Below are 25,194 nucleotides of genomic sequence, written 5' to 3'. Positions count from 1 at the left end.
TCCTTGTCGTCCGGTCGTGGAAGTCGCGTTGGCGGGCGTCAGGCCGCCTCGGCGGCCGATGCCAGCGTGAGGCGCCCGGCCAGCAGTTCCTCGGCGAACATCTCGGCGGTGCGCGCGGCGGCGGCCGTCATGATGTCGAGGTTGCCCGCGTATTTCGGCAGGTAGTCGCCGAGGCCTTCGACCTCGAGATAGACCGACACGCGGTTGCCGTCGAACACCGGCCCGTTGACGAGCCGGTAGCCGGGCACGTAGCGCTGCACGTCGGCGATCATCGCGTGCACCGATTCGACGATGCGCGCTTCGTCGGGCGCGCTTTCCGTCAAGCAGTGCACGGTGTCGCGCATGATGAGCGGCGGGTCGGCCGGGTTGATCACGATGATCGCCTTGCCTTGTTTCGCGCCGCCGACCTGCGCGACGGCCGCGGCCGTCGTACGCGTGAACTCGTCGATGTTCTTGCGGGTGCCGGGGCCGACCGAACGCGACGACACGGTCGCGACGATCTCGCCGTACGCGACCGGCTGCACGCGGGAGATCGCGCGCACCATCGGAATCGTCGCCTGGCCGCCGCACGTGACCATGTTCACGTTCATCTCGCCGGAGCCGATGTGATCCTTCAGGTTGACGGGCGGCACGCAGTACGGGCCGATCGCGGCCGGCGTCAGGTCGATCATCAGCACGCCGAGCGCGTTCAGCTTGCGGCTGTTTTCCGCATGGACGTATGCGCTCGTCGCGTCGAACGCGATTTGCACGCCGTCCGCCCGCACATGCGGCAGCAGGCCGTCGACGCCGTCGGCAGTGGTCTTGAGGCCGAGTTCGCGCGCGCGTTTCAGGCCATCGGAATCGGGATCGATGCCGACCATCCACACGGGTTCGAGCACGGGGCTGCGCATCAGTTTGGCGAGCAGGTCGGTGCCGATGTTGCCGGGACCGATCAGTGCGCAACGGATCTTTCGGGTCATGGGAAATTCCTCGTTTGCGTGGAAAGGGGAACGGGCGGCGCTCACGCGAACCGCACCGAACACGCGCCGATCCCGCCGATCGACACGCGGAAGTTGTCGCCGCGCCCGACCGGCGCCATCGCGGCGAGCGCGCCGGACAGGATCACTTCGCCGGCCTTCAGCGGAATGCCGAGGCGGCCGAGCGTGTTGGCGAGCCACGCGACCGCGTTCACCGGCGAGCCGAGCGCGGCCGCGCCGGCGCCGGTGCCGATCACGTCGCCGTTCTTCTCGAGCACCATTCCGCAGGTCGACAGATCGACGCTGCGCGTGCTCACCGCCCGGTCGCCGAGCACGAACACGCCGCATGACGCGTTGTCGGCGACCGTGTCGCCGATGCAGATCTTCCAGTCGCGGATGCGCGAGTCGACGATCTCGAAGCACGGCATCACGCATTCGGTCGCGGCGAGCACCATCGCGTTCGTCACGCCCGGGCCGAGCAGGTCCCGCTTCAGCACGAATGCGATCTCGCCTTCGGCCTTCGGCTGGATCAGCGTGTCGAGCGCGATGCACTCGCCCTCGCCGACCACCATGCCCGACAGCAGGTAGCCGAAGTCGGGCTGGTAGACGCCGAGCATGTCCATCACCGCCTTCGACGTGACGCCGATCTTCTTGCCGACGACGGTCTCGCCGGCGTCCAGGCGGCGCTGCACGAAGCGCTGCTGGATCCGGTACGCGTCGTCGACCGACAGGTCCTCGTGCTGCGACGTCAGCGGCGCGATGGGCTCGCGCGACGTCATCGCGTCGTATAGCCGGTCGCCCAGCGTGGTAATCAACGTGGAGTCCATAAGAGTTTTCCGGTCATGAACGGTTGGGTCAGAGCTTGATGCAGACGTTGCGAAGCTCCGTGTAGAACTCGAGCGAATGCACGCCGCCTTCGCGGCCGATGCCCGATTGCTTCGCGCCGCCGAACGCCGTACGCAGGTCGCGCAGGAACCACGAATTGACCCACGCGATGCCGACGTCGATCGACGCCGCGACGCGGTGCGCGCGCGACAGGTTGGTCGTCCAGATCGCGGTCGACAGCCCGTACGCATTCGCATTCGCGCGGCCGATCACCTCGGCTTCGGAATCGAACGGCATCACCAGCGTGCACGGCCCGAAGATCTCTTCGCGCGCGATCGGCGAATCGTCGCCGAGGCCGGTCCAGATCGTCGGCTGCACCCACGCGCCGTCGCGCAGATCCGCCGGCATGTCGGGCACGCCGCCGCCCGTCACGACCGTCGCGCCGAGTTCGGCCGCCTTGCGGTAATACGACAGCACCTTGTCGCGATGCTCCTGGCTGATCAGCGGGCCGAGGCCGGTCGACTCTGCTTCCGGACGGCCGGGCCGCAGCCGTTCGGCACCGGCCTTCAGCGCGGCGACGAAACGCTCGAACAGCGGACGCTCGACATACACGCGCTCGGTGCCGAGGCAAACCTGCCCCGCGTTCGCGAAGCACGAGCGCAACGTGCCCTCGACGGCCGCGTCGAAATCGCAATCGGCGAACACGATCGCCGCGTTCTTGCCGCCCATTTCGAGGCTGACGGGCCGCGCACCGTCGGCCGCCGCCTTCATGATGGCCGCGCCGGTGCGCGTCTCGCCGGTGAACGTGATCGCGTTCACGCCCGGATGCGTCGTCAGGAATTCGCCGGCCGAACCCGGCCCGAAGCCGTGCACGACGTTGTAGACGCCGCGCGGCACGCCCGCCGCGTTCATCACTTCGCCGAGCAGCGCGGCCGTCTGCGGCGTCTCCTCCGACGGCTTCACGACCACCGTGTTGCCGCAGGCGAGCGCGGGGCCGACCTTCCACGTCATCAGCAGCAGCGGCAGGTTCCACGGGCAGATCACGCCGACCACGCCGACCGGCCGACGGATCGCGTAGTTGAGCGCGCCCGCGCCGTCCGGCGTCGCCATCTCGAAGGTTTCGCCGGGCACGTTCTTCACCACGTCGGCGAACACCTTGAAGTTCGCGGCGCCGCGCGGGATGTCGATATGGCTGGCGAGGCTCACCGGCTTGCCGGTGTCGGCCACTTCCGCTTCGAGAAAATCGTCGAAGCGGCGCGTGATGCCGTCGGCCACCGCATACAGCAGTTCGACGCGCTGCGCGACCGTCAGGGCGCCCCACGGGCCGGCCAGCGCCGCGCGGGCGGCCTGTACCGCCGCGTCGACATCCGCGCGGCTCGCTTCGGCGACGCGCGCGATTACCGCGTTGTCGAGCGGCGAGCGCTTGTCGAACCAGCGTTCGCCCGCGCGATACTCGCCGTCGATGAAGTTGCGGACGAGCCGCGGGTCCGGCTGCCCGCCGGCGGGGCCGCGTGTCGCGGCGATGGGTTCGGTGTCGTACATGATGTGTGTGCCGATGATCGTGAATCCGTGGGTTCGTGAAGCGCGTTCGCGCGCCGAGCGTCATGGCCCGCCGAAGCCGGCCGCGTCGAGCCCCGCGTGCGCGCATTGCGCGTCCTGCGCCTCGCTGCCGCCCGATACGCCGATGCCGCCGATCAACGCGCCGTCATCGACGATCGGCAGCCCGCCGCCGAACGCGACGAAACGCGGCCGCAGCACGAGGCCCTGCCGCACCGCGTCGGAGTGCGACGCCAATGCGGCGTGCCACGCGCCGGTGGGCAGACCGAAGCTCGCGGCCGTGTACGCCTTGTCGATCGCGATGTCGATCGAATGCAGCGGCGCGCCGGGCATGCGCACGAATGCCGCGAGCAGCCCCGCCGCATCGACGACCGCGACGTTCACGCGCACGCCGAGCCGCTCGGCGGCCTCGGCCGCCGCCTGCGCCGCGCGTGCCGCGGCGGGCCAGTCGATCGTGCGCGTGTCGACGCTCCGGTTCGTGTCGTTTCGATCCATGACGCTGGACTCCTTGCGGCTCAGGTGTAGACGGTCGTGAACGCTTCGTTCAGCTCGCCGGAGTGGAAGAAGATCCCGCGTCCGAGTTCCTCCTCGGTCCACGTCGTGACCGGGCGATCGGGTTGCGCGAGATAGCCGAGCCCCGCGAACGTCTCGTTGCGGTTGCCGCTCGGATCGAAGAAATAGATGGTGGTGCCGCGCGTGATGCCGTGCCGCGTCGGCGCGACGTCGATCTTCACCTTGTTCTTCGCCATCACGTCGGCCGACTTCAGCACGTCGGCCCAGTCGTCGAGGAAGAACGCGATGTGATGCAGGCCGTTGCTCGGGCCGCCGACGAACGCGATGTCGTGCGGCGTCGTGCTGCGGAACATCCACGTCGCGGCCTGGATCGTGTTGCCGGGGCCGACCATCACCTGTTCCGCCAGATGGAAGTCGAGACACTCGGCCATGAAGCGCGTGTTCTCCTCGACACGGTTCACGCCGGTTTCGGGATTCAGTTCGCACATCAGCAGGCAGTGGTCGAGCCAGTGCACGGCCGAGCCCGGAACGTCGTCGGGCCACGGATCGGGGTTCAGCGAGCCGACCGCGGTGCCCACCAGCTCCTTCTTCGCGAACAGCCGCAGTTCGTGCCCGCTCGGCAGCAGGAACCGCAGTTGACGGCCGACGGCCGGCAGCGCGCCTTCGGGCAGCATCTCGGTCGCGATCCCGTATGCCTCGATACGCTGCTGCAGCGCGTCCAGGTCAGCGTCGTGCTCGACCTTGTACGCAGCGTGCTTGAGCCCTGCCTGGTCGGACGGCGACAGGATCAGCGAATACTTGTCCCATTCGTCCCAGCATTTCAGATAGACGTTGCCCGCCGCGTCGCGCATCGTCTCCTGCATGCCGAGCACGCGCACGTAATGACGCAGCGCCGCTTCCATGTCCATCACCTTCAGACTGACATGACCAATACGCATCACACCCATGATGTGTCTCCTCCTGGTTTCCTGGTTTCCTGGTTACTTGTCGATCGTCGGCGCGCCGGCACCGGCCGCGCCGCAGAAGAACGGCTTCTTCAGCCGGCCGGCCACTTCGAGTTCGACGTCGCCGTCCGGCACCACACGGCACGCGAGCGCATAGCCGTCGTTCTCTTCTTCCGCGCTGACGTGCGCGCGGCTGACCGGCCCGAGCTTGCGCACCGCGCCGCGCAGCACGCGCACCTTGCACACGCCGCACCCGCCGTTCAGGCAGCCGACCGGAATGCCGCGCCGGCCGAGCTTCGCCATGCCGGCCAGCAACGACTCGCCGGACACGCACGCATAGCGCTCGTCGGTCTGCGCGATCCTGACCGTCCCGCATACGCGGCCCGCGTCCATGTCACACCCGCCGGAACAGCGGGCTGCGCGTCTGCTGCGCGTCGGCCGCCGAGATGAACTTCTCGTGATAGATGTCGCGCTCGAACAGGCGGCCCTGCATCAACGTCGTGATGCAGGCGTCGATCATCGCGGGCGGTCCGCACAGGTACGCCTGATGCCCCGAGAAGTCGCCGTCGAAATGCGCCTTCGCGACGTCGTGCACGAACCCTTGCGCGACCTCGCCGCCCGCATCCGGCGCGCCTTCGGACAGCGCCGGCACGTATGTGAAGTTCGGATAACGTTCGGCCAGCGCGCGGAATTCGTCGTGGTAGTACAGCTCCTTCGCGTTGCGCTGGCCGTAGACCAGCGTGATCGGCGCGGCGACGCCGCCGGCGAGCAGGTCCGCGATCATCGAGCGCGGGCTCGACAGCCCCGACCCGCCGGCCATGAAGATCATCGGCCGCGCGGCCGAGCGGCGCACGAAGAAGCGGCCGTACGGGCCCGACAGGCGCACGCGGTCGCCCGTCGCCAGTTGCTCGTGCAAATAGCCGGTGCCGAGGCCGCCCGGCACCTGCCGCACGTTCAACTCGATTTCGCCAGTGGCCGCGACGTCGGCCGGCGCGTTCGCGATCGAGAACGCGCGACTCTGCCCGAGGCCGGGAATCTCCAGCTGCACGTACTGGCCTGCCTGGAAGTGGATCGGCTGCGCCAGCTTCAGTCGGATCGACTTGATGGTCGGCGTGAGCTGCTCGATGCGCGTGACGTCGGCCGCGAAATCCTTGACCGGAATGATCTCCGCGTCCGGTTCCTCGTCGACGTCGGCCTCGATCACGGTGTCGGCCTGCAGCGTCGCGCAGCACGCGAGCGCCTTGCCTTCCTCGCGCTCGAAATCCATCAGCGCGAACGGGTTCGCATCGCCGAGATCGGTCTCGCCGTCGAGCACCGCGACCTTGCAGGTGCCGCACAGGCCGTGACAGCACGCATGCGGAATGTAGATGCCCTGGCGCAGCGCGGCATCGAGCATCGTCTGTCCTTCCTCGACCTCGATCGTGACGCCCAGCGGCTCGATGGTAAGTTGGTGGCTCATGATGGTTCGCTCGTTGGCGTGGCGATCAGAAGCTCGCGCCGCCGAGGCCATCGAGGCCCGGCGTTCGGAAACTGATCAAATCCTTGTGCCCGAGGCCGTTGTCGGCCAGGCTCTTCGCTGCGTCCGGCGTCCACGGCTCGCCGGAGCGAAACCACTCGACGCGGTCCCAGTCGATCTTCGCGAAGTCGGGGTGATAGCCGTAGACCGGCGGCAGCACCTTGTCGGCGAGCGCGCCGAACGGCAGGTCGGGCGGCAGCGGCAGGCAGAACGGCGCGGGAAACATCAGGTGGTTTTCCCAGCACACGTAAAGCAGCGGCGCCGGAAACTTCCCGACGGCATCCTTCACCGGGAAGTCGTAGGGTTTGAGCGCGATGACGGCCATGTTTGTCTCCTGTCGGCCCGCGTTCACGCGGCAGCGCGCGCGGGCCTTCTTCAAGGTTGCTTGTCGGTTGCGGGTCAGTTGCTCGTGGCCTGGCCGCGCCAGGCCGCGAAGTTCTTCTGGTCTTCCGAGCCGTCGAAATCGAGGTTGTCGCGGCCCATCTGCACCTCGTAGTAGTCGAGCACCGCGGCGAGCGGATCGAAGCCTTCCGCGCTCGGATCCGCGTCGGGCGGGAAGCAGTTGCCCTGATAGATCTGGTGCACGGGCAGCCACGCCTGCACGTATTTCTGCGGCTCGTGGTCGAAGATTTCCTTGCAGTGATCGCTGCAGAAATGGAACTTGTTGCCGAGGTAGTTCGACTCGCGCGCGCCGATCTTCGTCGGGTTGCCGGGCTCGGTGAACAGCATCGGGATCTGGCAGGTCTGGCACAGCATCGGCAGCGTCTTCATGTAGAAGCGGTTGCCGGCCTTCGCCTGCTCGCCCCAGTAGTCGAAGCGCGGGCGGTAATAACGGTCGAACGAGTCGGGATACTTCGCGGCGAGCCACGCCATCTCGTCTTCGGTCGGCACCCAGGTGTGGAACGCCGAGGCCGCGTTGAAACCGTAGAACGTCGACCATGCCTGGTGGCTGATGTGGTCCTTGCCTTCGCATGCGTCCTGCCAGCCCTTCGGCTCGCGAATGCCGTAGCGCGCGAGATCCTTGAACAGCGCGCCGCCGTTCTGCTCCGCGTACATCTCCCACGATTCGCGCCAGCTCATCACGCGCTTCGGCTGCATGTAGTCCATCATCATCGCGACCAGCGTGAGCAGCCGGTAGCCGCGCCAGAACCACTTGTCGATCCAGCGCTGCACGATCGGCACGTTGTCCGGGTCCTGCTCGAGCAGGAACTTGATGCACTCGATGCCGAGCGTCATGTGCCGCGATTCGTCCGACTGCGCGGAGAAGCCGAACGTGACCGTCGACATGTCGCCGTTGTACGCGGCGCCCGACATGAACGGCACGAACAGCAGGTTCGTCAGCACGTATTCGAACGAGAAGCTGACCGCCGTCAGGAACTCGAACGGCCCCGACGAATACGCGTCCTCGAAGAACGACTTCGGCACCGACAGGTACCAGACGCGGTCGAACCAGTGGTTCGAGTGATGGAAGCCGTTGAAGAACTTGTTGTACGTTGACATCGCATGCGTTTCGGTCTGGTAGTGCCGCAGCTCGTCGATCGACTGCATCTGGCACGCGATGCGCGCGCCCTCGCCGGTGAAGTGCCGGCCGACGTGCGCGAAACCGCGATGCGCGAGATATTCGAGCGGCGTCACGCCCTGGATGAACAGCTTCAGCGCATTGATGTAGCGCGCGTCGGTCACGCCGAGGAACGCATTGTTCTGCGTGAACGCGTCGATCACCGCGTACAGCTTCTTCTCTTTCTCGCCCTGGTATTTCCAGTACGCATCCATCGTCAGGCGGAACGGGTCGACCCACTTGTCCCAGTCGTGGATCTTGATGCCTTCGTAACGGTCGTACGGGAAGACCTTGTCCATCGGCTGGTAGGTCGTCTCCCAGCCGAGGCCGCGTGTCATTGCCGCGTAGCGGTCCTTCAGGCCGAGCTTTTTCTTGAGCGTTGGCGTGTCCATTCGTGTCTCCGGTGTTGTCGGTGCGTGTTGCGCGGCGTTCAGTGCGACCAGCTCAGCGTGAACTCGTCGTCGTCCTCGTCGATGTGACCGGACAGCGTGATCAGGTTCACCTGCAGCTGCTGCAGGTCGAAGCGCGTGCCGGTCAGTTCCTCGATCGTTTCGCGGCGGATCGTCAGCCGGTCCGGCGCGTCGATCTTGACCATCCCGGGCGACTCGACCACCACCGCGCGCGGGTTGTCGGCGACGATCGCGTCGACAATTGGTCTGGATTCCTCATTGGCCTGAAAGGCGATGAATACATTCGACATGCTGGCTTTCCTTGGAATGTGAAGTGAATGCCCGTCGTCAGAGCGCGAGGCCGAGCTTGGCGACGCGTGCCTGAAACTGCTCGCGCACTTCGTCGAGCGCTGCCCGGCCTGCATCCTGCAGCGCGCGCGCCGCGACCGGCGCGAGCGCCGCGTCGGCTCGTGCAGACCAATCGCGGGTCCAGCGGGCGAGCAGCACGCGGTTGTCGTCGGATTCGGCGGCCATGGTCTTCACCACCGCGTCGATCCAGCGGCTCGATTCGGCGTGCCATTCCGGCATGAACGCGGTGAGCATCGCGACCGCCGAGCCGCCCGCGAGCGCGATCCGTTCGTCGACGAAGCGGTCGTAGACGAGCGGATACAGCAGGCCGTCGAGCGCGAGGTTCTGCGCGACGAACAGCTCGACCGGATCGGCCACGACCAGCGTGTCCTCGACGTAGCGGCGCAGCGGCTGCCAGGCGGCGTCGTTCGTCCAGCTGGCCTTGGCTGCGTCAAGCACGTCGGGCTCGGCCATCGCGAGCGCGAGGCGCGTCAGGTACTGCGCGACGCCGAGGTTGTCCATCGCATGGAACATCGCGGGCGCGGTGAACGCGGTGCCGTAGCCCAGCGCGCAGATCTGCGCGTTGTTCATGTTCGCGCCCCACGCGGCATGACGCAGCGGTACCAGCACGTCGAGCGCCTGCGCGGCCACGTCGTCGCGCATCAGGCCGATCATCCGGCGCGATTCGACGAACTCGAAGTTCGACTCCATCGCGTCCTGCTGGCGCGCACGCGTCGTCGCCCACGACGCGTAGTAGAACTGGCGCGGATCCTTCAACGCGTACCAGTTCGCCATCCTGATCGCCGAGCGCGACGAATCGAAGATCTCGTGGTCCGGATCCCAGGTCGGCCGGTAATGGAAGTTCGCCTGGGGCTGCGCGCCCATCATGCCTTCCTGGTAGCGCGTCGCCGTCTTGTCGCCGCCGATGTTCTGCGCGACATGCGCGAAGGTGTGCCGGAGCGGCTTGATGTCGACTGTCTTCAGCTCGATGGTCACTTCTTGCTCCTCAAGGTCATGGGTTCGCTTCGACGTCGAGCCGCGTAACCTGCTGTTCGCGGCAGAACGCGTCGAAGGCGGCAGGAGACAACGTCAGCTCGACGAACAGATCCGGCGCGCCGCCGAGCGAAAACTCGAATTCGACGAAGCCGCGCGCGTTCGTGCCGGTCACGCGCGCGCACTTGCGGCAAGGGTCGAGCGGGGAAAGATCGGTCGGGTGCTGATTCATGATCGGTGTCGCCTCCATGCCGGACTTCAATGCACCATCCGTGCCACGTCCGGGCAGGCGCCCAAAAAATCTCGATAATTCAGGGAAAGCCCTGACGCGAAGTTCAAATTCGCGATCCACAATGGCGGTTAACCAGAACGGAAATCGGTCGGCGTCGACCACGACCGAAGCCATACACGGCGGCGTTTTTCATCATTTGAGCAACCCGGTCGAGCGCATTTGCCGAAATGATCAAATCGATCCGCCAGCTGTGACGCCGCTGGCGAAAACCTTGAAAATCACGAGAAATCTCGACGGAGGAGACATGACGCGGCCCAGCCTGCCCCCATTGCCGCCGGACACAGACCTGCGCAAGCTGATCCATTTTTCGGCGAGCGACGGTCGCATCTGGCTGGCCGGTCAGCGGATGGTGCTGCTGCATGCCGGCGCGCTGGCGACGCTGCGCCAGGAATTGATGGAAAGCGTCGGACCGGCACAGACGCGACGCTTCTTCACGCGTGTCGGATTCGCCGCCGGCGAACGGGATGCCGCGCTCGCCCGCGAGATTCGCAGCGGCGCGTCGCTGTTCGACATGTTCCATGTCGGCCCGCAACTGCACATGCTCGAAGGCGCGGTGCAGGTCACGCCGGTGCGGTTCGAGGCCGATCCCGCGACGGGCGCGTTCTATTGCGAATACCGCTGGGAACATTCATGGGAGGCCGACGTGCACCGTCGCACGTTCGGGCCGCAGCCCGAGCCCGTCTGCTGGATGCTGATCGGCTATGCGACCGGCTACACCAGTGCGTTCATCGGCCGGACGATCCTGTTCAAGGAAACGACTTGCGTCGGCATGCACGACCCGCACTGCACGATCGTCGGCAAGCCGGCCGAGGAATGGCCCGATGCCGAAGAGATCTCGTCGTGGTTCAAGGCCGACTCGCTGATCAATACGATCCGCGACCTGCAGACCGAAGTCGAATCGCTGCGCCTCGAGATGACGCCCGACGACGGCCGGACTCGCCTCGTCGGACGTTCCGACGCGTTTCGCGCGGCCTATGCGCTGCTGGAGACGGCCGCGCCGACCAAGGTCGCCGTGCTGCTTACCGGCGAAACGGGCGTCGGCAAGGAGCGTTTCGCGCGCGCGCTGCACAGCCTCAGCCCGCGCGCGCAGAAGCCGTTCGTCGCGATCAACTGCGCGGCCATTCCGCATGCGCTGATCGAGTCCGAACTGTTCGGTGCGGAAAAAGGCGCGTTCACGGGCTCGCAAGCCGCGCGCGCCGGCCGCTTCGAGCGCGCGGACGGCGGCACGCTGTTTCTCGACGAGATCGGCGAGCTGCCGCTCGACGTTCAGGCGAAGCTGCTGCGCGTGCTTCAGGAGGGCGAGGTCGAGCGGCTCGGCGCGACCGACGGCCGGAAGGTGGACGTCCGCGTCGTCGCGGCGACCAACCGCGATCTTGAGCAGGCCGTGCGCGACGGCACCTTTCGCGCCGATCTCTATTACCGGATCAACGTCTACCCGGTGCTGATTCCGCCGCTGCGCGACCGGCAGGACGACATCGCGCCGCTCGCCGACGCGATGCTCGAACGCTTCGCGGCCGTGCACGGCAAGCCGACGCCGACGCTGACCGATTACGCCTACGACGCGCTGCGCGGCTACCGCTGGCCCGGCAACGTGCGCGAGCTCGAGAACCTGATCGAGCGCGCGGTGATCCTGTCGCGCCCGAACCGCCCGGTCGACGCTAAGGACCTGTTCCCCGGCGTCGGCTCACCCGGCGGCGCGACGGTCGACCGGGCCGGGCAGATCCGGCCGGCGGCCGCCATGTCGATCGACTGCGGCTCCATCCTCGACCAGTTGCAGGGCGGCGGCGGGCTCGACGGCCTCGAACGCGCGCTGCTGCACGAGGCCGTCGATCGCGCGAACGGCAACCTGTCGGCCGCCGCGCGCCTGCTCGGCCTGACGCGCGCACAGCTCAGCTATCGGCTCAACCGCAAACAGGATCAGGAGAACGCGTGACATGAACACCATCCTGCCCGCCCATCCGTTCGACGACTCGTCGCCGGCGCTTGAGCCGGCCGCCGACGACGCCGCCGAGCCGCATGCCCGCACGCTCAGCGAGCACGCGTATCACCAGCTCCGTCAACACATCATCGAGGGACATTACCCGCCCGGCACGAAGCTGCGCGTCGAGCATCTGAAGGACGTGTACGGCGTCGGCGCGGGCACGCTGCGCGAGGCGCTCACGCGGCTCGTCAGCGATGCGCTGGTCGTCGCCGAAGGGCAGCGCGGGTTTCGCGTGACGCCGATGTCGGTCGACGATCTGGAAGCGATCACGCGGCTGCGCATTCATATCGAGGTCGATGCGCTGCGCGACTCCGTGCGGCGCGGCGACGACGCGTGGGCGCAGCGCGTGCGGCAGAGTTTCGACATGCTGTCGGCGTGGGAGCAACCGGTGTCCATCGAAAACCGCGCCGCATGGGAAGCGTGCAACCGTCGCTTTCACGAAGCGCTGATCTCGGCGGCCGCGACGCCCTGGACGTACCTGATCCTGCGCATGCTGTCGCAGCAAAGCGAACGCTATCGGCGCGTGTGCATCGGGCTCGGCGATTCGAAGCGCGACGTGCATGCGGAGCACACGTGCCTGTTCGAGGCCGCGATGCGCCGCGCCGATGCGCGCGCCGCCCTCGCGCTCGAAGACCACATCGGCACGACGCTCGCCGTGGTACGCAACGCGCCGCCCGGCACCTTGCCGTTCTAGCCACCGCCGCGCGGACGACGCGCTCACGCCAGCTCGGGATACCCGTGCGCGGCCGCGTCCCGCGCGAGATCGGCAATCGTGTCGTATGCGGCCGGCGGCCGGCGCTCGAATCCCTTCAGGCGCAGCGCGGTCGCCCGATCCGCATCGACCGCGACCGCGTGATCGAGCGCATCCTGTAACGCCTCCACGAGGCTCCCGTTCAGCGCCTTCGATGCAATCAATGGCAAGCCCGGCGCCGACGCCGTCATGCCGATGATCCGGATGTCGTTCAACAACTCGGGCAGTGCGTCACGCACATACGCGAACGTCACGCAGTCGATCGCCGCGCAATCGGCAGCGCCTGCCGCCAGCGAGCGCAGCACGTTCAGGTGCGAGCCGAACGACACGACCGAACCGAAGAAACGCCCGTCGTGCGCATGCGGCGCGACCGCGTGCCGGAACGCGTTCATCCCGCTGTGTGAATCCTCGCCGTTGAATGCGGCCCGTAATCCGCGACAGGCAGCCAGCGTCGTCGCGCCGCCCGCATGCACGCGCGCCGACGCCACCAGCACACTGCTGTAACGCGCGCCGTCGCAGCCGGGCGCATCGAATGCCGGTGTCGCGATCAGGTGCACGGCATCGCGCAATCCGAGCATCCGGTACGGATAACCGCATGTCTGCGACAACAGCAAGTCGCTGCGGTGCCACAGCGCGTGCAGATCTCCGAACGGTTCGTCGAGCAGCGCGACGCCGGCCGGCCCGCCGTGACGCGCGAACGCGTCGAGTGCGTCACGCAGCAACGCGCGCCACAGTGCGGCGTGGCGCGGCGTCACGTTGTACATCGGCAGTCCGGCGATCCATGGGCTCATGTGCGCATTCTACGCACCGGCGGTGCGTTGGAGAAAGCCCGTTTGCTCGGGTTTCGCACAGGTCCGGCACGCGCCTGGGGCGGTCAATGCTTATCGGTCGCGCAGCGATAAGCAAATGCGAATTGCTTGGTTGGCCTGACTACGCGAGCCGGTTAGCGTTCCAGTGTCGCGACGCCGTCGCAAGCCGCTCGCCGTAGCGGTCGACTGCGAGTCGCGACGCAAGTCGGCCACCTGCATCGCGGCTCGCAACGGCGCGATCGTCCGCTACCCGTTACCCGTGCAGCCCCCGTATCACCCGCTACATCCCGCCCCAGCACCATGGCCGAATACTTCGACGTCGACCACGCGCGCGCGATCGCCGCACTCGACGCCCGCTTCACTGCCCGCACCGAGTGGCCGACGTGGCTGCTGGTCGTCGCGATCTACGGCGGCTGGCTCGCCGTGCTGCTGCTCGTACGCGCCGAGCGCCTGTCGCTCACGGCCGCGACGCCGCCGCTGATCCTGCTCGGCGCGTGGCACATGTCGCTGCAGCATGAGCTGCTGCACGGCCACCCGACGCGCTCCGCGTTCGTGAACCGGCTGCTCGGCTATCCGCCGTTGACGATCTGGTATCCGTACACGCTTTATCGCGACACGCACCTCGACCATCACCGCGACGAGGACCTGACCGTGCCGGGCGTCGACCCGGAAACGAACTACGTGTCGCGCGCGCAGTGGGCGCGGTTGCCGCGCTGGCGTCGCGCGCTGACCGTTGCGCGCACCACCTTCGTCGGACGTCTCGTGTTCGGGCCGCCGACGAGCGTCGCCGCGATGTTCGCCGGCGCATTCACCGCGTTCCGGCGCGGCAACTTCCGCTATCTGCGGATGTGGGTGACGCACGCCGTCTGCGTGGGTGCGCTACTCGCATGGCTGCAGCGGGCGATCGGCGTGCCGTGGTGGTACTACCTGCTTGCCGTCACGTGGCCCGCGCTGTCGCTCGCGATGATCCGTTCGCTGTTCGAGCACCGCGCCGCGCGGCATCCGAAGGCGCGCATCGTCATCAACGAGGCGGGCTTCGCGATGCGGCTGCTGTACTTGAACAACAACTATCACCTCGTGCATCACGACCTGCCGAGGCTGCCGTGGTACGACCTGCCGCGCGCGTACCGGATGCGGCGCGACGCGTATCTGGAGAAATGCGGCGGCTTCGTGATCCGCGGCGGGTATCGCGAACTGCTGGCGCGTCACGCATGGACGCCGACCGACGCGCCCGTGCATCCGTTCGACCACGGCACGGCGTCGCTGTCGACGGGCAGCGGTGCGAAGGTCGCCGCGGTCGACGGGTATCTTCAGATCAGTACGTAACGCTTGAGCGGGTCGCGCTGCGCCGGGAAGGCGCCCGATGCGGCGACGGCCGCGCAAGGCCGCGCGGCTGCCGCGACGCGCTTTGCTTACGAAAAGCCGACAACACCGATCCTCATCGGCAAATTGCCAATTTCGGCGGCAATGCCCAGAATGACGGATCGTCCGGGGCCTCCAACAATCATTCGCCCCGGCTCAGCCTCCCGGCCGCGCGCCGCACTCCCCTACGACGATGCAACCGAACACCTCGCCCGGCGCGATCCGCTCGATCGGCAACGACTGGTCCGTCTCCGCGGTCACCGCCGGCTTTCTCGCGGTGCTGATTTCCTACGCGGGCCCGCTCGCGATCTTCTTCCAGGCGTCGCAGGCCGCGCACGTATCCAACGAGATGGTGGCATCGTGGGTCTGGGCGATCTCGATCGGCGCGGGCGTGTCGGGCCTCTTCGCGAGCTGGAAACTGAAGGTGCCGATCGTGACCGCATGGTCGGCGCCCGGCACCGCGCTGCTCGTCGGCCTCTTTCCGCAGCTGACGCTGAACCAGGCCGTCGGCGCGTACATCACGGCCGCGTTGATCATCCTCGTGATCGGCATCACCGGCTATTTCGACCGGCTCGTGCGCCACATTCCGCGCGGCATCGCGTGCGGGATGATGGCCGGCATCCTGCTGCCGTTCGGCATGCATGCGTTCTCCGCCGCGACTGCGCAGCCGGTGCTCGGGTTCGGGATGATCGCGGCGTACGTGATCTTCAAGCGCTTGTTGCCGCGCTACAGCATCGTGCTCGTGCTGCTGACCGGCACCGCGCTCGCGACGCTGCTCGGGATGGCGCATCTCGGCAACGTGTCGCCGAGCATCGCGCGACCGATCTTCATCGCCCCCGAATGGACGCTCGGCACCACGCTCAGCCTCGCGCTGCCGCTCGTCGTCGTGAGTCTCACCGGCCAGTTCCTGCCCGGCATGACGATCCTGCGCGTCTCGGGCTATCACACGCCGGCGCGGCCGATCATCACCGCAACCAGCGTGATGTCGCTTGTCGTCGCGTGCTTCGGCGGGATCACGATCGTCGTCGCGGCGATCACCGCTGCGCTGTGCACCGGCAAGGATTCGCACGAGGATCCGGACCGGCGTTATATCGCGGGCATCGCGAACGGCGTGATTTACCTGATCGGCGGGCTCTTCGCGGGGACGATCGTCACGCTGTTCTTTGCACTGCCGAAGGCCTTCGTCGCGATTCTCGCCGGGCTCGCGCTGATCGGTGCGATCGGCGCGAACGTGCACGGGATCTTCGAGGATGAGGATCATCGCGAAGCGTCGGTGATCACGTTCCTCGCGACTGCGTCGGGGATGACTTGGCTCGGGCTCGGGTCCGCGTTCTGGGGGATCATGATCGGGTCGCTTTCTTATGCGGTGTTGAGCAGGGTGCGGCGGCGCCAGGGCACTTAAGCAGGCTCCGATTGCCTTCGGCGAAAGGCACGTCTCCCGTATCGGCGCTTCGCAATACACATCGACTCGCCGTTCAGTTCGATACGGTCACTTCGACACGGCGATTCCTCGATCTTCCCTGTGCCGTGCCGTTGTCGGCCAGCGGATCGGCGTCGCTCTGTCCAGCCGCGGAGATGTTTTGCACCGGCACACCCGCCGCCGCGAGGATCTGCGCGACCTGCCGGGCGCGGGCTTCGGAAAGCGCCTGATTGTTGTTCCGGGATGTCGCGCCAGCCGGCACGTTGTCGGTGTAACCAACGACCCGCACGTGCGCGGCGGGTACCGACGCGACAATGGTCCGACCGACTGTAGCCATGATGGATGCCCACCATGGCGCGACCGCCACGTCACCCGACGCGTACATGCCGTTGAACCGGAGCGTCAGTGCATTCGTCGCCGTATCCCGGTTCAGTTCGACGTTGCCGGCAGCCACCTCATCACGCAGACTCGTGCCAAGCTGCGCCGACAGGACTTCCAGCGAGGACGTCGTCGCAGCCGGCTTGCCGTGAATCCAGTGGCTCACCGCCGCATAACCCGCCGCGCCGAGCATCAACGCAACGAAAAGGCCCGCGCCAATCCACCAACGTGTACGACGCGCCCGTACGGGGCGCACCCACGGATCGACGATCGATTGCCGTGGCCGCCGGATCGGCTCACTGTCGCGCATGCTGCCGAATCCGCTAGTCACCACAACCTGGTGCACGGCTTCGCGAACACCCTGAAGACGGGCCGAGCCATCGTTCCCAACGCGATATCGCCCCTTGAAACCCAGATCGAGGATGTTCTGATACAGCTCGAGCAAATCGAGATGCTCGCGAGGACTCCCGAGCGCCTCGTCGATCAGTCGAAACACGCGATCGCTTCCTTGCCGGTCATGACCCAGCGCCGCTGCCAGGCTGTTCGACTGCCAGTCGGCTCCCGTCGCCCCGCCCTTGCCCCAACGCGTCTGCATCGCCGCTTCGTCAAGCGCGGCACACAGGCCATAGCTCGCGCGAACAACGTGGTCGGATCGCAGTTTCAACTCGTTGCAGACACGCGTGAACAACCTGAGCTCCTGCTCCAGCCACCAGCGTCGATGCGCGACGGCGTCAGGTTCCAGCACGGTGGGCGTATCCGCCAGCGCTCGCAGCAAGCTGCGCGCCGACTCCAGCAGCGGGTTGACCGCCTGTTCCGCATCCCTGAGACGCGTTGCAAGCGGCGGGGATGCCGGCGCTCCGGCAGGACTTCTCGGATCGGCCGTCGAAATCGTCATCGTGTTCCCTCCTCGCCATTCATCGGGCAGTATTGATCGTGCCCGCCGGCACCGTGCCGCGCGGCAATCCGGGGGGCGGGCCACTATCCGACAGGTCGAACAGCGGCATCGAGCTAGGGCAACGGAATGTGCTCAGCACATCGCTCGTCAGCGGATTCGCCACGCTCCCGGTGCTCGCGATGTCGAGCGCCGCCTTGCGACCGTCGAATTCGAACGCGACGCGGCTGCGGCCGGGCGTCGCCGTTTCGACGACCCGTCCCCGCTGGAGCAGTCGCATCAGTGCCCAGGGTCCGTCGGCAGCGATCGTCGACGTGTCGGGACGAATGCGCGGATTGGCGGTGATCTCCGCATGAACGCCACCGCGCGGCCCCGGCCACGACACCGTGAACGGCGCCACGGGACCATGCTGATAGAGCGACGTCTGGCCATCGACGTCGAGCGACAGGCCCAGGATCGCGGGGTCCAGTTCGGGAATGCGGATGTCGACCTTCCACGTGAGTTGCTTGTGGCCGGGATCGCTGAAGAAGGTGTCGCGAATCGCTTTCGCGTGTTCGAACGGTTCGAGATCCGGCCCCCGTACGGGTTCCGTCGCGCCGGGAAGCGTTCGGTACCGCCACGGCTTCGCTGACGTGTCGACGAAAGGCGCCAGCGTCTTCGCGAAGAAATCGTCGATTACGCCTCCTTGCGCGAATATGCGGGTGAAATCGTCGATGCCGACATCGCGCTTGCTGTCGGGCGAGAACGGATAGTTGCCCTCGATGGTCAGCCGGCACGTGTCGCCAACGGCTGCCTGCATCTGGCGCGACAATAGTTGCCCGATACCCTGATTGACTTCGCGCGAGCCATCCGCGGCAAGCTGCAGCAGTACCGCCCGGAAAGGCGCGGGCATCGTGTTGGCGGCCATCTTGAGTTTCGCCGCCGTGTCGCTGGCCGGCGGCATGCTGTTGTTCGACAACGCGTTGTCAGAGACCGTGAGCGCCGTGTAGTAATCGTTCAACAGGTTCGTTACACCGTCGAGGCCTGTCGCGCCAGCCTGAGCCGCCGCCTGGGAAGCGCCCTCCGAATCGGCGTTGCCGGTCACGACTTCGCGCAGCGCGGCGAAATGGACGTCGACGAGGTCGCGCTCGACGCGTTCCGACGCGCGAATGCCGAGCGCCTTGTCGGCCTTCTGGCTGATCTGGTCGGCTGCTTTCTGCAGAAACGTACCGCCCGATCCGCTCACCGGCGCCGTCAGCGTTGTTTCATGCACCGCCGCACGGGCCAGCCGCACGAGTGGCGAGTCGGGAGCCGCGAAGCGGCGCAGCACCTGAAGATTGAACGCGAGGCTCGTACCGCTGACCGTCCGGATGTCGTTGAGAAACGCATCCCATTGCCGCGCGTACTCCGTCAGATATTCGCGGCGGACCGCGTCCGTCAGCGCGTCGTCCGTCCCCGTCGAATTGCTCACGATTTCAGCCGTTTTTTTTTGAGCCGAATCCGACACGCCCGCCAGGTACGAGCGCCCCATTACCCACGCGTCGTCATCGCGAGCAATCTGCACGAACTCAGGCAGCCGCTTGTCGAACAGATTCCGGTAACCGTCGAACGTGAAGAGCCCTGACACGCCGCGCGACAACGGCGCGTCGCTCGCTCGCGTAAACACCGTGCCGGCCTGCGGGCCCACCGCGCGCAGCAGCGTGAACTCGTCCGGCGCCTCCTTCTGCATCGCCACCTTCGCGCGTTCGTACAGACGACCGGTCGCGTTGCTGCCGTCGAGAAACGCCCTGGCACGCTGGATCAGTGCGTCATTGCGAATGAGCGGAGACTTCACCACACGATCACCGGAAAAGAGCTGCTGGACATGGTCGATCATCGACGCACGGCCGCCGAAGATCGCTGCACTGTCATGTTTTGCCCAGTCGTCGAGTACCCACGTCTTGACGTCATCGGCATTGAACTTCGCTGCGTCGTAGAGCATCAGGTAGACGCGCAGCGCATCGTAAGCGACCTTCGAATCGTTTGCGGCGATCGCGCCGGACATCACGTCCTCCATCCGACGCACGATTTGCGGCAACAACAGATTGTCCTCGAGGGCATCGTATGTGCGACCGCTCTCCGTCGCGATGCTCGGCGGCACGTACAGCCCATAGCGCCACTCGCTGCCGGGATCGGAAAGGTCCAGATTAGGAAAAGTCGGCAGATAGCGCGCTTCGGTCAGTGTGTCCGGCACCGATTCGGGTTTCGGCGTCTTGTAGAGTTGCGTCACGCGAGCTGTCAACGCCTGCGCCTTGCGCCCCATCGCGTCGAGATAGTCGCTGTTGTGGCCGAAGCTCACACGCAAGCCAATCGCCAACCAGACGAACAACAGCAGGGTCAACGTGTGCCCGGTCAAGCGCAACAGCCGGTAGCGGAATTCCCAGCGAAGGTTGGGGCTGACGAGATGTGCTTCCGGGAACACGACACGCGTCAGGAGATCGTGCAGAAAGAAGCTCTGGTTGCCCTCGGCACGCTGCTGTGAAACGACGGTGTGGTCCTGAGCCGACAGCAGGCGTTGAACGAGCGTACGGTGCTCCGCAACGACTTCGCCGCCCCGTTGCCGCGCACTTGTGAAATACACGCCGCGCAACGTCGCATGGAGTTGGGTATCGTCGTAGCGCGAATCGAGAAAGACCTGGTCGATCAAGTCCGTCAGCGGTCCGAGCAGCGCGGAAAATTCCTCCGGGAGGGCTGCTAGCCTTCGCCGCTTCGGCAAGTCGTATTCATCCTGCAGGTGCGTATCGATCGAGCCGCTCAATCGTTCGGACAGTTCGGTGAGCTCCTGGTGGCACCGCGCCCGCAACCCTTCCTTCGCAACTGTTTCCTTGCCGTACGGAAGTGTGAAACCCCATGTCTGTGCTCGCCCTTCCGACGTGAGCGCACCGAAATACTCGGTAAAGCCCGTCAGACCGTCCATCTTCGTGACCATCACGTAAACGGGGAAGCGGATGCCGAGCTCCTGCCTCAGCTCGGCCAACCGCGCACGCAATGCGGCGGCCTCCGCGATCCGTGCCTGCTCGTCGGCGTCGGCCAGCGTCGCAAGATCGATCGTCAGCAACGCGCCATTGATCGGCGCGCGCGGCCGATTCCGGCGCAGCATGCCGAGAAAGCCGAGCCATTCCGCGCGATCGATCTCCTGATGACCATGGCGCGAGCCCGAAAGGCCTGGCGTGGAATCAACACCCGATTTCGATGCCGTGGCCGCCTTCGATTGCGACGGCGCATCTTGTTTCGCATCGTCTTCGGCGCGCTGCTCGTCCGGCGTTGAGTCGTTCGCATTCGCGTCGACGGTATCGGCCGCCGGCTTCGGTTCATCGACGTCCGCGCTCGGCGAGGTGCCATGACGTGTGTAATAGCCCGTCGTGTCGATGAGTACCGCATCATTGGTCAACCACCAGTCCACCGAGGCGGTGGCGTCGACAGGTTTCCCCGCGGCACGCTGCATCTGCTCGGCAACGGGAAACGCCAGTCCGCCGTTCATCAGCACGCTGGTCTTGCCCGATCCTCGTGAGCCGAGCGTGATGTACCAGGGCAACTCGTACAAATAGCGCTTGCCCTGGAACAGCCGACCAAGACCGCGCGCACCCGTGCGCATCGATTTGAGGCGTGCGAGCGCGCTGGTCACGATCGGTTCGACTTTCCGAAGCCGCGATGCGGCAGGCGACTCGTCCTTCTTGTCGCCGATGCGCAACATTTTCTTCAGGAACGCATCGTCGGCACGCATCTTCTGCCAGACGCGATACATCCCGAAGATGGCGAGAACGCCCACCACCACCGCGATTGCGATGAGTCGGGTCGACGCCGGCTCGAACGGAGCGGCATGACCAAACGAGAGCAGCGGGCCTGCATACCAGATCAACAAGCAAAGCAGGGCGACGAACACGATCGTCGTCGACTGGCCCACGAGCCAGAGCAGCACCCCGGCGAGCAGCAATGCGATCAACAGCACACGCGTGCCGACCCCGGCGAGCGGCTTCAGTCCGCCGAACGCAAAGAACGGTCCGACGAACCAGATCACCAGTGCGACGACAATCAGTGCGAGGAACGCGAGAAACTGGCGCGAGGCCAGAAACGACAGGAACTGGAACTTCTTCATGTGTTATTCCGGAAACGGATCTGGCTTATCGCGCGACGATGATCTCGACGCGACGGTTTTGCGCGCGCCCCTGTGCGGTGCGGTTGTCACCGACGGGGTCGGCATCGCCCTTGCCAGCGGCTTCGAGACGATTCGCCGGCACGCCCGCGGCTTGCAGCATCTGCATGACCTGAATGGCCCGCTCTTCAGACAGCGCCTGATTCGACGCGAAATGGCGGCTGCGAATCGGTACGCTATCCGTATAACCCAGCACGGCGACCTTGCCTGGTACCTTGGATATCTCGCCGGCGATCTTTGAAATCAACGGATTCATCGATGCCTGGACCGACGCGGCGCCGGGCTGGAACATCGCATCGCCGCGGAATGTCACGGCGCTGCGGTGGGCAGCTTCATCGACGCTGACGGTGCCGGCGGCGATTTCATCCTTGAGCAACTGCTTGAGATGCAATTGCGGGGGCGCGGGTGGCGGTGTCATCGCGGCTATCGCGGCAATCTGCTTTTGAACGCCGGCGGCACGGTTCATCAGCTCGTACTTGAACCAGCCGAACAGGCCGAGCAGGATCACGGACGCGACGGTTACTGTGATCCACACCGGGAAATCGTGGAACGACAGGCGCTTGCCTTTTGCTGTCGATTGCCAGTGGGGCGATAACGCCATCGGCACGGGTTCGCGTTGCGACGTGATGACGTTGTAGAGGCGTTGGCGGATCGCGTCGTGCTTGCGTTTGTTATCGGTACCCTCCCGATAACGGCCCTCGAAACCGAGACTGAGAATGCGGTAGATGACCTCGAGCAGGTCACGGTGCTCATGAGGGTCCTCCAGCAGGCGAGCAATCAGGAGATAGACTTTGTCACCACCGTCACGGTCTTCGTGGAAAGTGGTCGCGAGACTGTGGCTCTCCCATTCAAATCCCGACGTGCGGTCACGGCCCCATTCGGTCCGCATCGCTGCTTCATCCAGCGCCGTACACAAGCAGTATCGCGCACCGATCATATGGTCGCGGCGGATATTGGCCTGCTCACATAGTTTTTGAAAGACACGCATCTCATGCTCGAGCATCCGACGCAGCAATTCCCCCGCAGAGTCGCCCAGTGCGTCCGGCATATCTGCTTGCGCCCTCAACAACGAACGCGCGGCTTCAAGCAACGGATTTTTCGCGACTTTGACCGCGTTCAGCCTTTGCATCTCCGCTTCGCCCGGCGGAATTACAAATGTGGTCCTGTTCCGATCCGGATCGACGGTATCGGCAAACGTCGGTGTATCGACGGCGGTCTGTGCATCGTGCCTTTGGCCACCCAGGAATTTCGCACGATCCATCACCCAACCCTCGCAACCGTATTGCTGACGAGAGCACATCCGCACTCCGTGCGATGTCCGTGCAAGGCCACACGGCTCCCGCCGATCGTCAGTGTCGGATGAGCTTGAACAATCCGGTTCACGCCATGTGGTCGACCATCCGGATAGCGTTGAGGGCAATCAACTAGATCGTGAAGCCGTGCGACCGGCTTGCCGCCGATACTGTGAGTGGCAGAGCCAGTAATGATCCGGCCACCATGATCGGTGCCGTCTCCTAATACTGCGATGGGAAGAGACATTAGATGATCCTTGATGAACCGTATATCGAAGCGCAAGGCTCGGTATCGAGAAGAGCTTGAACTGTCACATCGGCTCCATCGGAATTTTCTCGGGATTGCGCGATGCATCACGCAGGTACGGATCGAATGCATCTACGGCGCATTCAGCCTCGATTTCTGCCGGCCACTTCGGAATCTTGCTCGTGCGCATGGCAAACCATCGACCCAGCGATGCCACGAAAAAGACTGGCGAAAGCAATATTTGGCCGATCGGCTGACCATTCAACGAAAAGAACATGTATCTGAGGCCGGCCGTGTATTTCTCCCGTCGCTCGGCAATATCGTGGCACCAGTAAACGTCTCGATAGACTGATGCGGGTCCCTCTTCCATGTATCGACGAATGAACTCCCAACAATGCTTCAACTGCTCCACGAGCACCGTGTCGCCAGGCAAAGCAAATGTTTCCAGGACGGTTTCTCCGTCCTTGTCTAGCACATGACCACGAATATCCCAGTTTTGTCGGCCCACCATACGTTCGCAACGCCCGAGGGTGAAAAATATATCATCCCATTTCGCAATCAAGACCGCCCCATTTCTCCGAAATACATACACCATCCTATTTTTGCAATTAAATCTGATCGGAAAATGCGTCCACGAAAACGCCTCTTTTGACAGCAACCACCCCATCAATATCCAGTACGGAATCGAAATCCCAAAAAAAATACAGAGAGCAATGCGATCAAATCCAACCGCCATAATAAGTGGAATAAAAAATGAATATACCGGCACCGTCAAACCAATTAAACAGACTGCAGCCATCGACCCACGGTAAATAAACCATCGATCCACACATTCGAGATATGTAGAATTTTCCTTTATTACGGAAATGTTGTAAAATGACTCTGCTTTATACCTTTTATTTTTAACCAACCGATTTGATCGCTCTTCATCAGTCAACTTTCGATTGACGCGATATTTTTTTGCAAGAAGCCCCGTATAATCCACATCAACTCCCGCCTTCGATTCTCAAGTCACGACGCCATTCCATTTGCTCTTGGCAAAGATTTTTCCTTACACCGATCACATCGGCTCCATTGGAATTTTCTCGGGATTGCGCGATGCATCACGCAGGTACGGATCGAATGCATCTACGGCGCATTCAGCTTCGATTTCTGCCGGCCACTTCGGAATCTTGCTCGTGCGCATGGCAAACCATCGACCCAGCGATGCCACGAAAAAGACTGGCGAAAGCAATATTTGGCCGATCGGCTGACCATTCAACGAAAAGAACATGTATCTGAGGCCGGTCGTGTATTTCTCCCGTCGCTCGGCAATATCGTGGCACCAGTAAACGTCGCGATAGACTGATGCGGGCCCCTCTTCCATGTATCGACGAATGAACTCCCAACAATGCTTCAACTGCTCCACGAGCACCGTGTCGCCAGGTAAAGCAAATGTTTCCAGGACGGTTTCTCCGTCCTTGTCTAGCACATGACCACGAATATCCCAGTTTTGTCGGCCCACCATACGTTCGCAACGCCCGAGGGTGAAAAATATATCATCCCATTTCGCCCTTACAATCAAGCCGTTTGACTTGAATATATAAACCATTCCATTTCTACAATTAAATCTAATCGGAAAATGCGTAAGACAAAACGACTCCTTAAACAGCCCCCAAGATAAAAGCAGCCACAACGGAACCATGAACGGAATAGCGAACAACACAAAGCCAACATCAGCTTCGGTTGGCACAAAATGTGCCGGAGAGAACATATACAATGGGCCGAGCACCAAAATCACAGTAAAAAATAAGAATGCCAGACAGACGGATGTTATCGCCCCCCGATGAATAAACCATCGATCAACGCACTCCAAATACGTTGAATTCATTTTTATCAAGGAAATATTATAGAATGGCAAAATATCAAGTCGCGCCTTCTGAAAAAGTTGGTTTGATATTTCTTCGGCCGTCAACTTTCTATTAACACGATATTTCTTTGCAAGAAGCCCCGTATAATCC

Annotated in this window: 23 protein-coding genes; 4 read left to right on the top strand and 19 right to left on the bottom strand. The window is 64.4% G+C overall.

All coding sequences use genetic code 11. The annotated features are described in order from the left end of the window. Positions 1–38: 38 nt before the first annotated feature. The 12 genes from HWX25_RS19440 to HWX25_RS33460 form a co-directional block, all read right to left on the bottom strand. A complete protein-coding gene (locus HWX25_RS19440) occupies positions 39–959 on the bottom strand; it encodes an acetaldehyde dehydrogenase (acetylating) (RefSeq protein ID WP_059818364.1) in 921 nt (306 codons plus the stop codon). Between the two features lie 41 nt (positions 960–1,000). Continuing rightward, on the bottom strand, positions 1,001–1,783 hold the full coding sequence (dmpE, locus tag HWX25_RS19435; RefSeq protein ID WP_175909802.1) for a 2-oxopent-4-enoate hydratase: 783 nt from the start codon (positions 1,781–1,783) through the stop codon (positions 1,001–1,003). 28 nt (positions 1,784–1,811) lie between these two features. After that, the gene (locus HWX25_RS19430) at positions 1,812–3,323 is read right to left on the bottom strand and encodes a 2-hydroxymuconic semialdehyde dehydrogenase (protein WP_175909800.1); all 1,512 of its coding nucleotides are present in this window, start codon (positions 3,321–3,323) and stop codon (positions 1,812–1,814) included. Positions 3,324–3,383: 60 nt separating this feature from the next. Next, complete coding sequence (locus tag HWX25_RS19425; RefSeq protein WP_175909798.1) at positions 3,384–3,833, bottom strand: heme-binding protein; 450 nt, start codon at positions 3,831–3,833, stop codon at positions 3,384–3,386. A 20-nt stretch (positions 3,834–3,853) separates the two neighbouring features. After that, positions 3,854–4,798, bottom strand: coding sequence for a catechol 2,3-dioxygenase (locus tag HWX25_RS19420; RefSeq protein ID WP_059692557.1), 945 nt, complete (start codon positions 4,796–4,798; stop codon positions 3,854–3,856). 33 nt (positions 4,799–4,831) lie between these two features. Continuing rightward, positions 4,832–5,188, bottom strand: a complete 357-nt coding sequence (locus tag HWX25_RS19415; RefSeq protein ID WP_059692558.1) for a 2Fe-2S iron-sulfur cluster-binding protein — start codon at positions 5,186–5,188, stop codon at positions 4,832–4,834. A 1-nt stretch (position 5,189) separates the two neighbouring features. Continuing rightward, complete coding sequence (locus tag HWX25_RS19410; protein WP_175909795.1) at positions 5,190–6,254, bottom strand: phenol 2-monooxygenase domain-containing protein; 1,065 nt, start codon at positions 6,252–6,254, stop codon at positions 5,190–5,192. Between the two features lie 25 nt (positions 6,255–6,279). Next, positions 6,280–6,636, bottom strand: coding sequence for a phenol hydroxylase subunit P4 (locus HWX25_RS19405; protein ID WP_175909793.1), 357 nt, complete (start codon positions 6,634–6,636; stop codon positions 6,280–6,282). Between the two features lie 74 nt (positions 6,637–6,710). After that, positions 6,711–8,261 (bottom strand): aromatic/alkene/methane monooxygenase hydroxylase/oxygenase subunit alpha, encoded by a 1,551-nt coding sequence (locus tag HWX25_RS19400; RefSeq protein ID WP_059818358.1) that lies wholly within the window; start codon positions 8,259–8,261, stop codon positions 6,711–6,713. Between the two features lie 38 nt (positions 8,262–8,299). Then, a complete protein-coding gene (locus tag HWX25_RS19395; protein WP_059818357.1) occupies positions 8,300–8,569 on the bottom strand; it encodes an MmoB/DmpM family protein in 270 nt (89 codons plus the stop codon). Positions 8,570–8,606: 37 nt separating this feature from the next. Then, positions 8,607–9,602 carry a phenol hydroxylase gene (locus tag HWX25_RS19390; protein ID WP_175909791.1) on the bottom strand — a complete coding sequence of 332 codons (996 nt, stop codon included), beginning with the start codon at positions 9,600–9,602 and terminating at the stop codon, positions 8,607–8,609. Positions 9,603–9,618: 16 nt separating this feature from the next. After that, entirely contained in the window at positions 9,619–10,005 is a 387-nt protein-coding gene (locus HWX25_RS33460; protein ID WP_244135270.1) for a phenol hydroxylase subunit, read from the bottom strand. 130 nt (positions 10,006–10,135) lie between these two features. On the opposite strand from HWX25_RS33460, the gene HWX25_RS19380 reads away from it, so the two are divergent. Both HWX25_RS19380 and HWX25_RS19375 read left to right on the top strand, forming a co-directional pair. After that, on the top strand, positions 10,136–11,824 hold the full coding sequence (locus tag HWX25_RS19380) for a sigma-54-dependent Fis family transcriptional regulator (protein WP_175909789.1): 1,689 nt from the start codon (positions 10,136–10,138) through the stop codon (positions 11,822–11,824). Position 11,825: 1 nt separating this feature from the next. After that, positions 11,826–12,566 carry a GntR family transcriptional regulator gene (locus HWX25_RS19375; protein WP_059818353.1) on the top strand — a complete coding sequence of 247 codons (741 nt, stop codon included), beginning with the start codon at positions 11,826–11,828 and terminating at the stop codon, positions 12,564–12,566. Between the two features lie 23 nt (positions 12,567–12,589). On the opposite strand, the gene HWX25_RS19370 is transcribed toward HWX25_RS19375, so the two are convergent. Next, positions 12,590–13,414 carry a PhnD/SsuA/transferrin family substrate-binding protein gene (locus HWX25_RS19370; protein WP_175909787.1) on the bottom strand — a complete coding sequence of 275 codons (825 nt, stop codon included), beginning with the start codon at positions 13,412–13,414 and terminating at the stop codon, positions 12,590–12,592. A 318-nt stretch (positions 13,415–13,732) separates the two neighbouring features. Here HWX25_RS19370 and HWX25_RS19365 point away from each other — a divergent pair, with 318 nt between their 5' ends. Beyond that, positions 13,733–14,758: a fatty acid desaturase gene (locus tag HWX25_RS19365; RefSeq protein WP_175909785.1), complete on the top strand. Its 1,026-nt coding sequence runs from the start codon at positions 13,733–13,735 to the stop codon at positions 14,756–14,758. Positions 14,759–14,987: 229 nt separating this feature from the next. After that, on the top strand, positions 14,988–16,196 hold the full coding sequence (locus HWX25_RS19360) for a benzoate/H(+) symporter BenE family transporter (RefSeq protein WP_175909784.1): 1,209 nt from the start codon (positions 14,988–14,990) through the stop codon (positions 16,194–16,196). Between the two features lie 73 nt (positions 16,197–16,269). On the opposite strand, the gene icmH is transcribed toward HWX25_RS19360, so the two are convergent. The 6 genes from icmH to HWX25_RS33455 all read right to left on the bottom strand — a co-directional run bounded on the left by icmH (position 16,270) and on the right by HWX25_RS33455 (position 25,148). Then, positions 16,270–17,487 carry a type IVB secretion system protein IcmH/DotU gene (gene icmH / locus HWX25_RS19355; protein WP_175909782.1) on the bottom strand — a complete coding sequence of 406 codons (1,218 nt, stop codon included), beginning with the start codon at positions 17,485–17,487 and terminating at the stop codon, positions 16,270–16,272. A gap of 19 nt (positions 17,488–17,506) precedes the next feature. Further along, complete coding sequence (gene tssM, locus HWX25_RS19350; RefSeq protein ID WP_175909779.1) at positions 17,507–21,598, bottom strand: type VI secretion system membrane subunit TssM; 4,092 nt, start codon at positions 21,596–21,598, stop codon at positions 17,507–17,509. A 25-nt stretch (positions 21,599–21,623) separates the two neighbouring features. Continuing rightward, a complete protein-coding gene (tssL, locus tag HWX25_RS19345) occupies positions 21,624–22,916 on the bottom strand; it encodes a type VI secretion system protein TssL, long form (protein ID WP_175909777.1) in 1,293 nt (430 codons plus the stop codon). Then, complete coding sequence (locus HWX25_RS19340; RefSeq protein WP_175909775.1) at positions 22,916–23,194, bottom strand: PAAR domain-containing protein; 279 nt, start codon at positions 23,192–23,194, stop codon at positions 22,916–22,918. Before HWX25_RS19340 ends, tssL begins: the two co-directional genes overlap by 1 nt. A gap of 64 nt (positions 23,195–23,258) precedes the next feature. Then, positions 23,259–24,179 (bottom strand): DUF6708 domain-containing protein, encoded by a 921-nt coding sequence (locus HWX25_RS19335; protein WP_175909774.1) that lies wholly within the window; start codon positions 24,177–24,179, stop codon positions 23,259–23,261. Between the two features lie 75 nt (positions 24,180–24,254). Continuing rightward, positions 24,255–25,148 carry a DUF6708 domain-containing protein gene (locus HWX25_RS33455; protein WP_244138781.1) on the bottom strand — a complete coding sequence of 298 codons (894 nt, stop codon included), beginning with the start codon at positions 25,146–25,148 and terminating at the stop codon, positions 24,255–24,257. Positions 25,149–25,194 lie beyond the last annotated feature (46 nt).

The organism is Burkholderia sp. BCC1640 (genome assembly GCF_902833125.1).
In the GTDB taxonomy this organism is placed as follows: Bacteria; Pseudomonadota; Gammaproteobacteria; order Burkholderiales; family Burkholderiaceae; genus Burkholderia; species Burkholderia diffusa.
This window is presented reverse-complemented; position numbering and strand designations above follow the sequence as displayed.

Excerpts from the sequence above, each read along its gene's own strand:
- HWX25_RS19440 (WP_059818364.1), bottom strand. The coding sequence starts at position 959 with ATGACCCGAAAGATCCGTTGCGCACTGATCGGTCCCGGCAACATCGGC.
- dmpE (WP_175909802.1), bottom strand. The coding sequence starts at position 1,783 with ATGGACTCCACGTTGATTACCACGCTGGGCGACCGGCTATACGACGCG.
- HWX25_RS19430 (WP_175909800.1), bottom strand. The coding sequence starts at position 3,323 with ATGTACGACACCGAACCCATCGCCGCGACACGCGGCCCCGCCGGCGGG.
- HWX25_RS19425 (WP_175909798.1), bottom strand. The coding sequence starts at position 3,833 with ATGGATCGAAACGACACGAACCGGAGCGTCGACACGCGCACGATCGAC.
- HWX25_RS19420 (WP_059692557.1), bottom strand. The coding sequence starts at position 4,798 with ATGGGTGTGATGCGTATTGGTCATGTCAGTCTGAAGGTGATGGACATG.
- HWX25_RS19415 (WP_059692558.1), bottom strand. The coding sequence starts at position 5,188 with ATGGACGCGGGCCGCGTATGCGGGACGGTCAGGATCGCGCAGACCGAC.
- HWX25_RS19410 (WP_175909795.1), bottom strand. The coding sequence starts at position 6,254 with ATGAGCCACCAACTTACCATCGAGCCGCTGGGCGTCACGATCGAGGTC.
- HWX25_RS19405 (WP_175909793.1), bottom strand. The coding sequence starts at position 6,636 with ATGGCCGTCATCGCGCTCAAACCCTACGACTTCCCGGTGAAGGATGCC.
- HWX25_RS19400 (WP_059818358.1), bottom strand. The coding sequence starts at position 8,261 with ATGGACACGCCAACGCTCAAGAAAAAGCTCGGCCTGAAGGACCGCTAC.
- HWX25_RS19395 (WP_059818357.1), bottom strand. The coding sequence starts at position 8,569 with ATGTCGAATGTATTCATCGCCTTTCAGGCCAATGAGGAATCCAGACCA.
- HWX25_RS33460 (WP_244135270.1), bottom strand. The coding sequence starts at position 10,005 with ATGGCTTCGGTCGTGGTCGACGCCGACCGATTTCCGTTCTGGTTAACC.
- HWX25_RS19380 (WP_175909789.1), top strand. The coding sequence starts at position 10,136 with ATGACGCGGCCCAGCCTGCCCCCATTGCCGCCGGACACAGACCTGCGC.
- HWX25_RS19375 (WP_059818353.1), top strand. The coding sequence starts at position 11,826 with ATGAACACCATCCTGCCCGCCCATCCGTTCGACGACTCGTCGCCGGCG.
- HWX25_RS19370 (WP_175909787.1), bottom strand. The coding sequence starts at position 13,414 with ATGAGCCCATGGATCGCCGGACTGCCGATGTACAACGTGACGCCGCGC.
- HWX25_RS19365 (WP_175909785.1), top strand. The coding sequence starts at position 13,733 with ATGGCCGAATACTTCGACGTCGACCACGCGCGCGCGATCGCCGCACTC.
- HWX25_RS19360 (WP_175909784.1), top strand. The coding sequence starts at position 14,988 with ATGCAACCGAACACCTCGCCCGGCGCGATCCGCTCGATCGGCAACGAC.
- icmH (WP_175909782.1), bottom strand. The coding sequence starts at position 17,487 with ATGACGATTTCGACGGCCGATCCGAGAAGTCCTGCCGGAGCGCCGGCA.
- tssM (WP_175909779.1), bottom strand. The coding sequence starts at position 21,598 with ATGAAGAAGTTCCAGTTCCTGTCGTTTCTGGCCTCGCGCCAGTTTCTC.
- tssL (WP_175909777.1), bottom strand. The coding sequence starts at position 22,916 with ATGGATCGTGCGAAATTCCTGGGTGGCCAAAGGCACGATGCACAGACC.
- HWX25_RS19340 (WP_175909775.1), bottom strand. The coding sequence starts at position 23,194 with ATGTCTCTTCCCATCGCAGTATTAGGAGACGGCACCGATCATGGTGGC.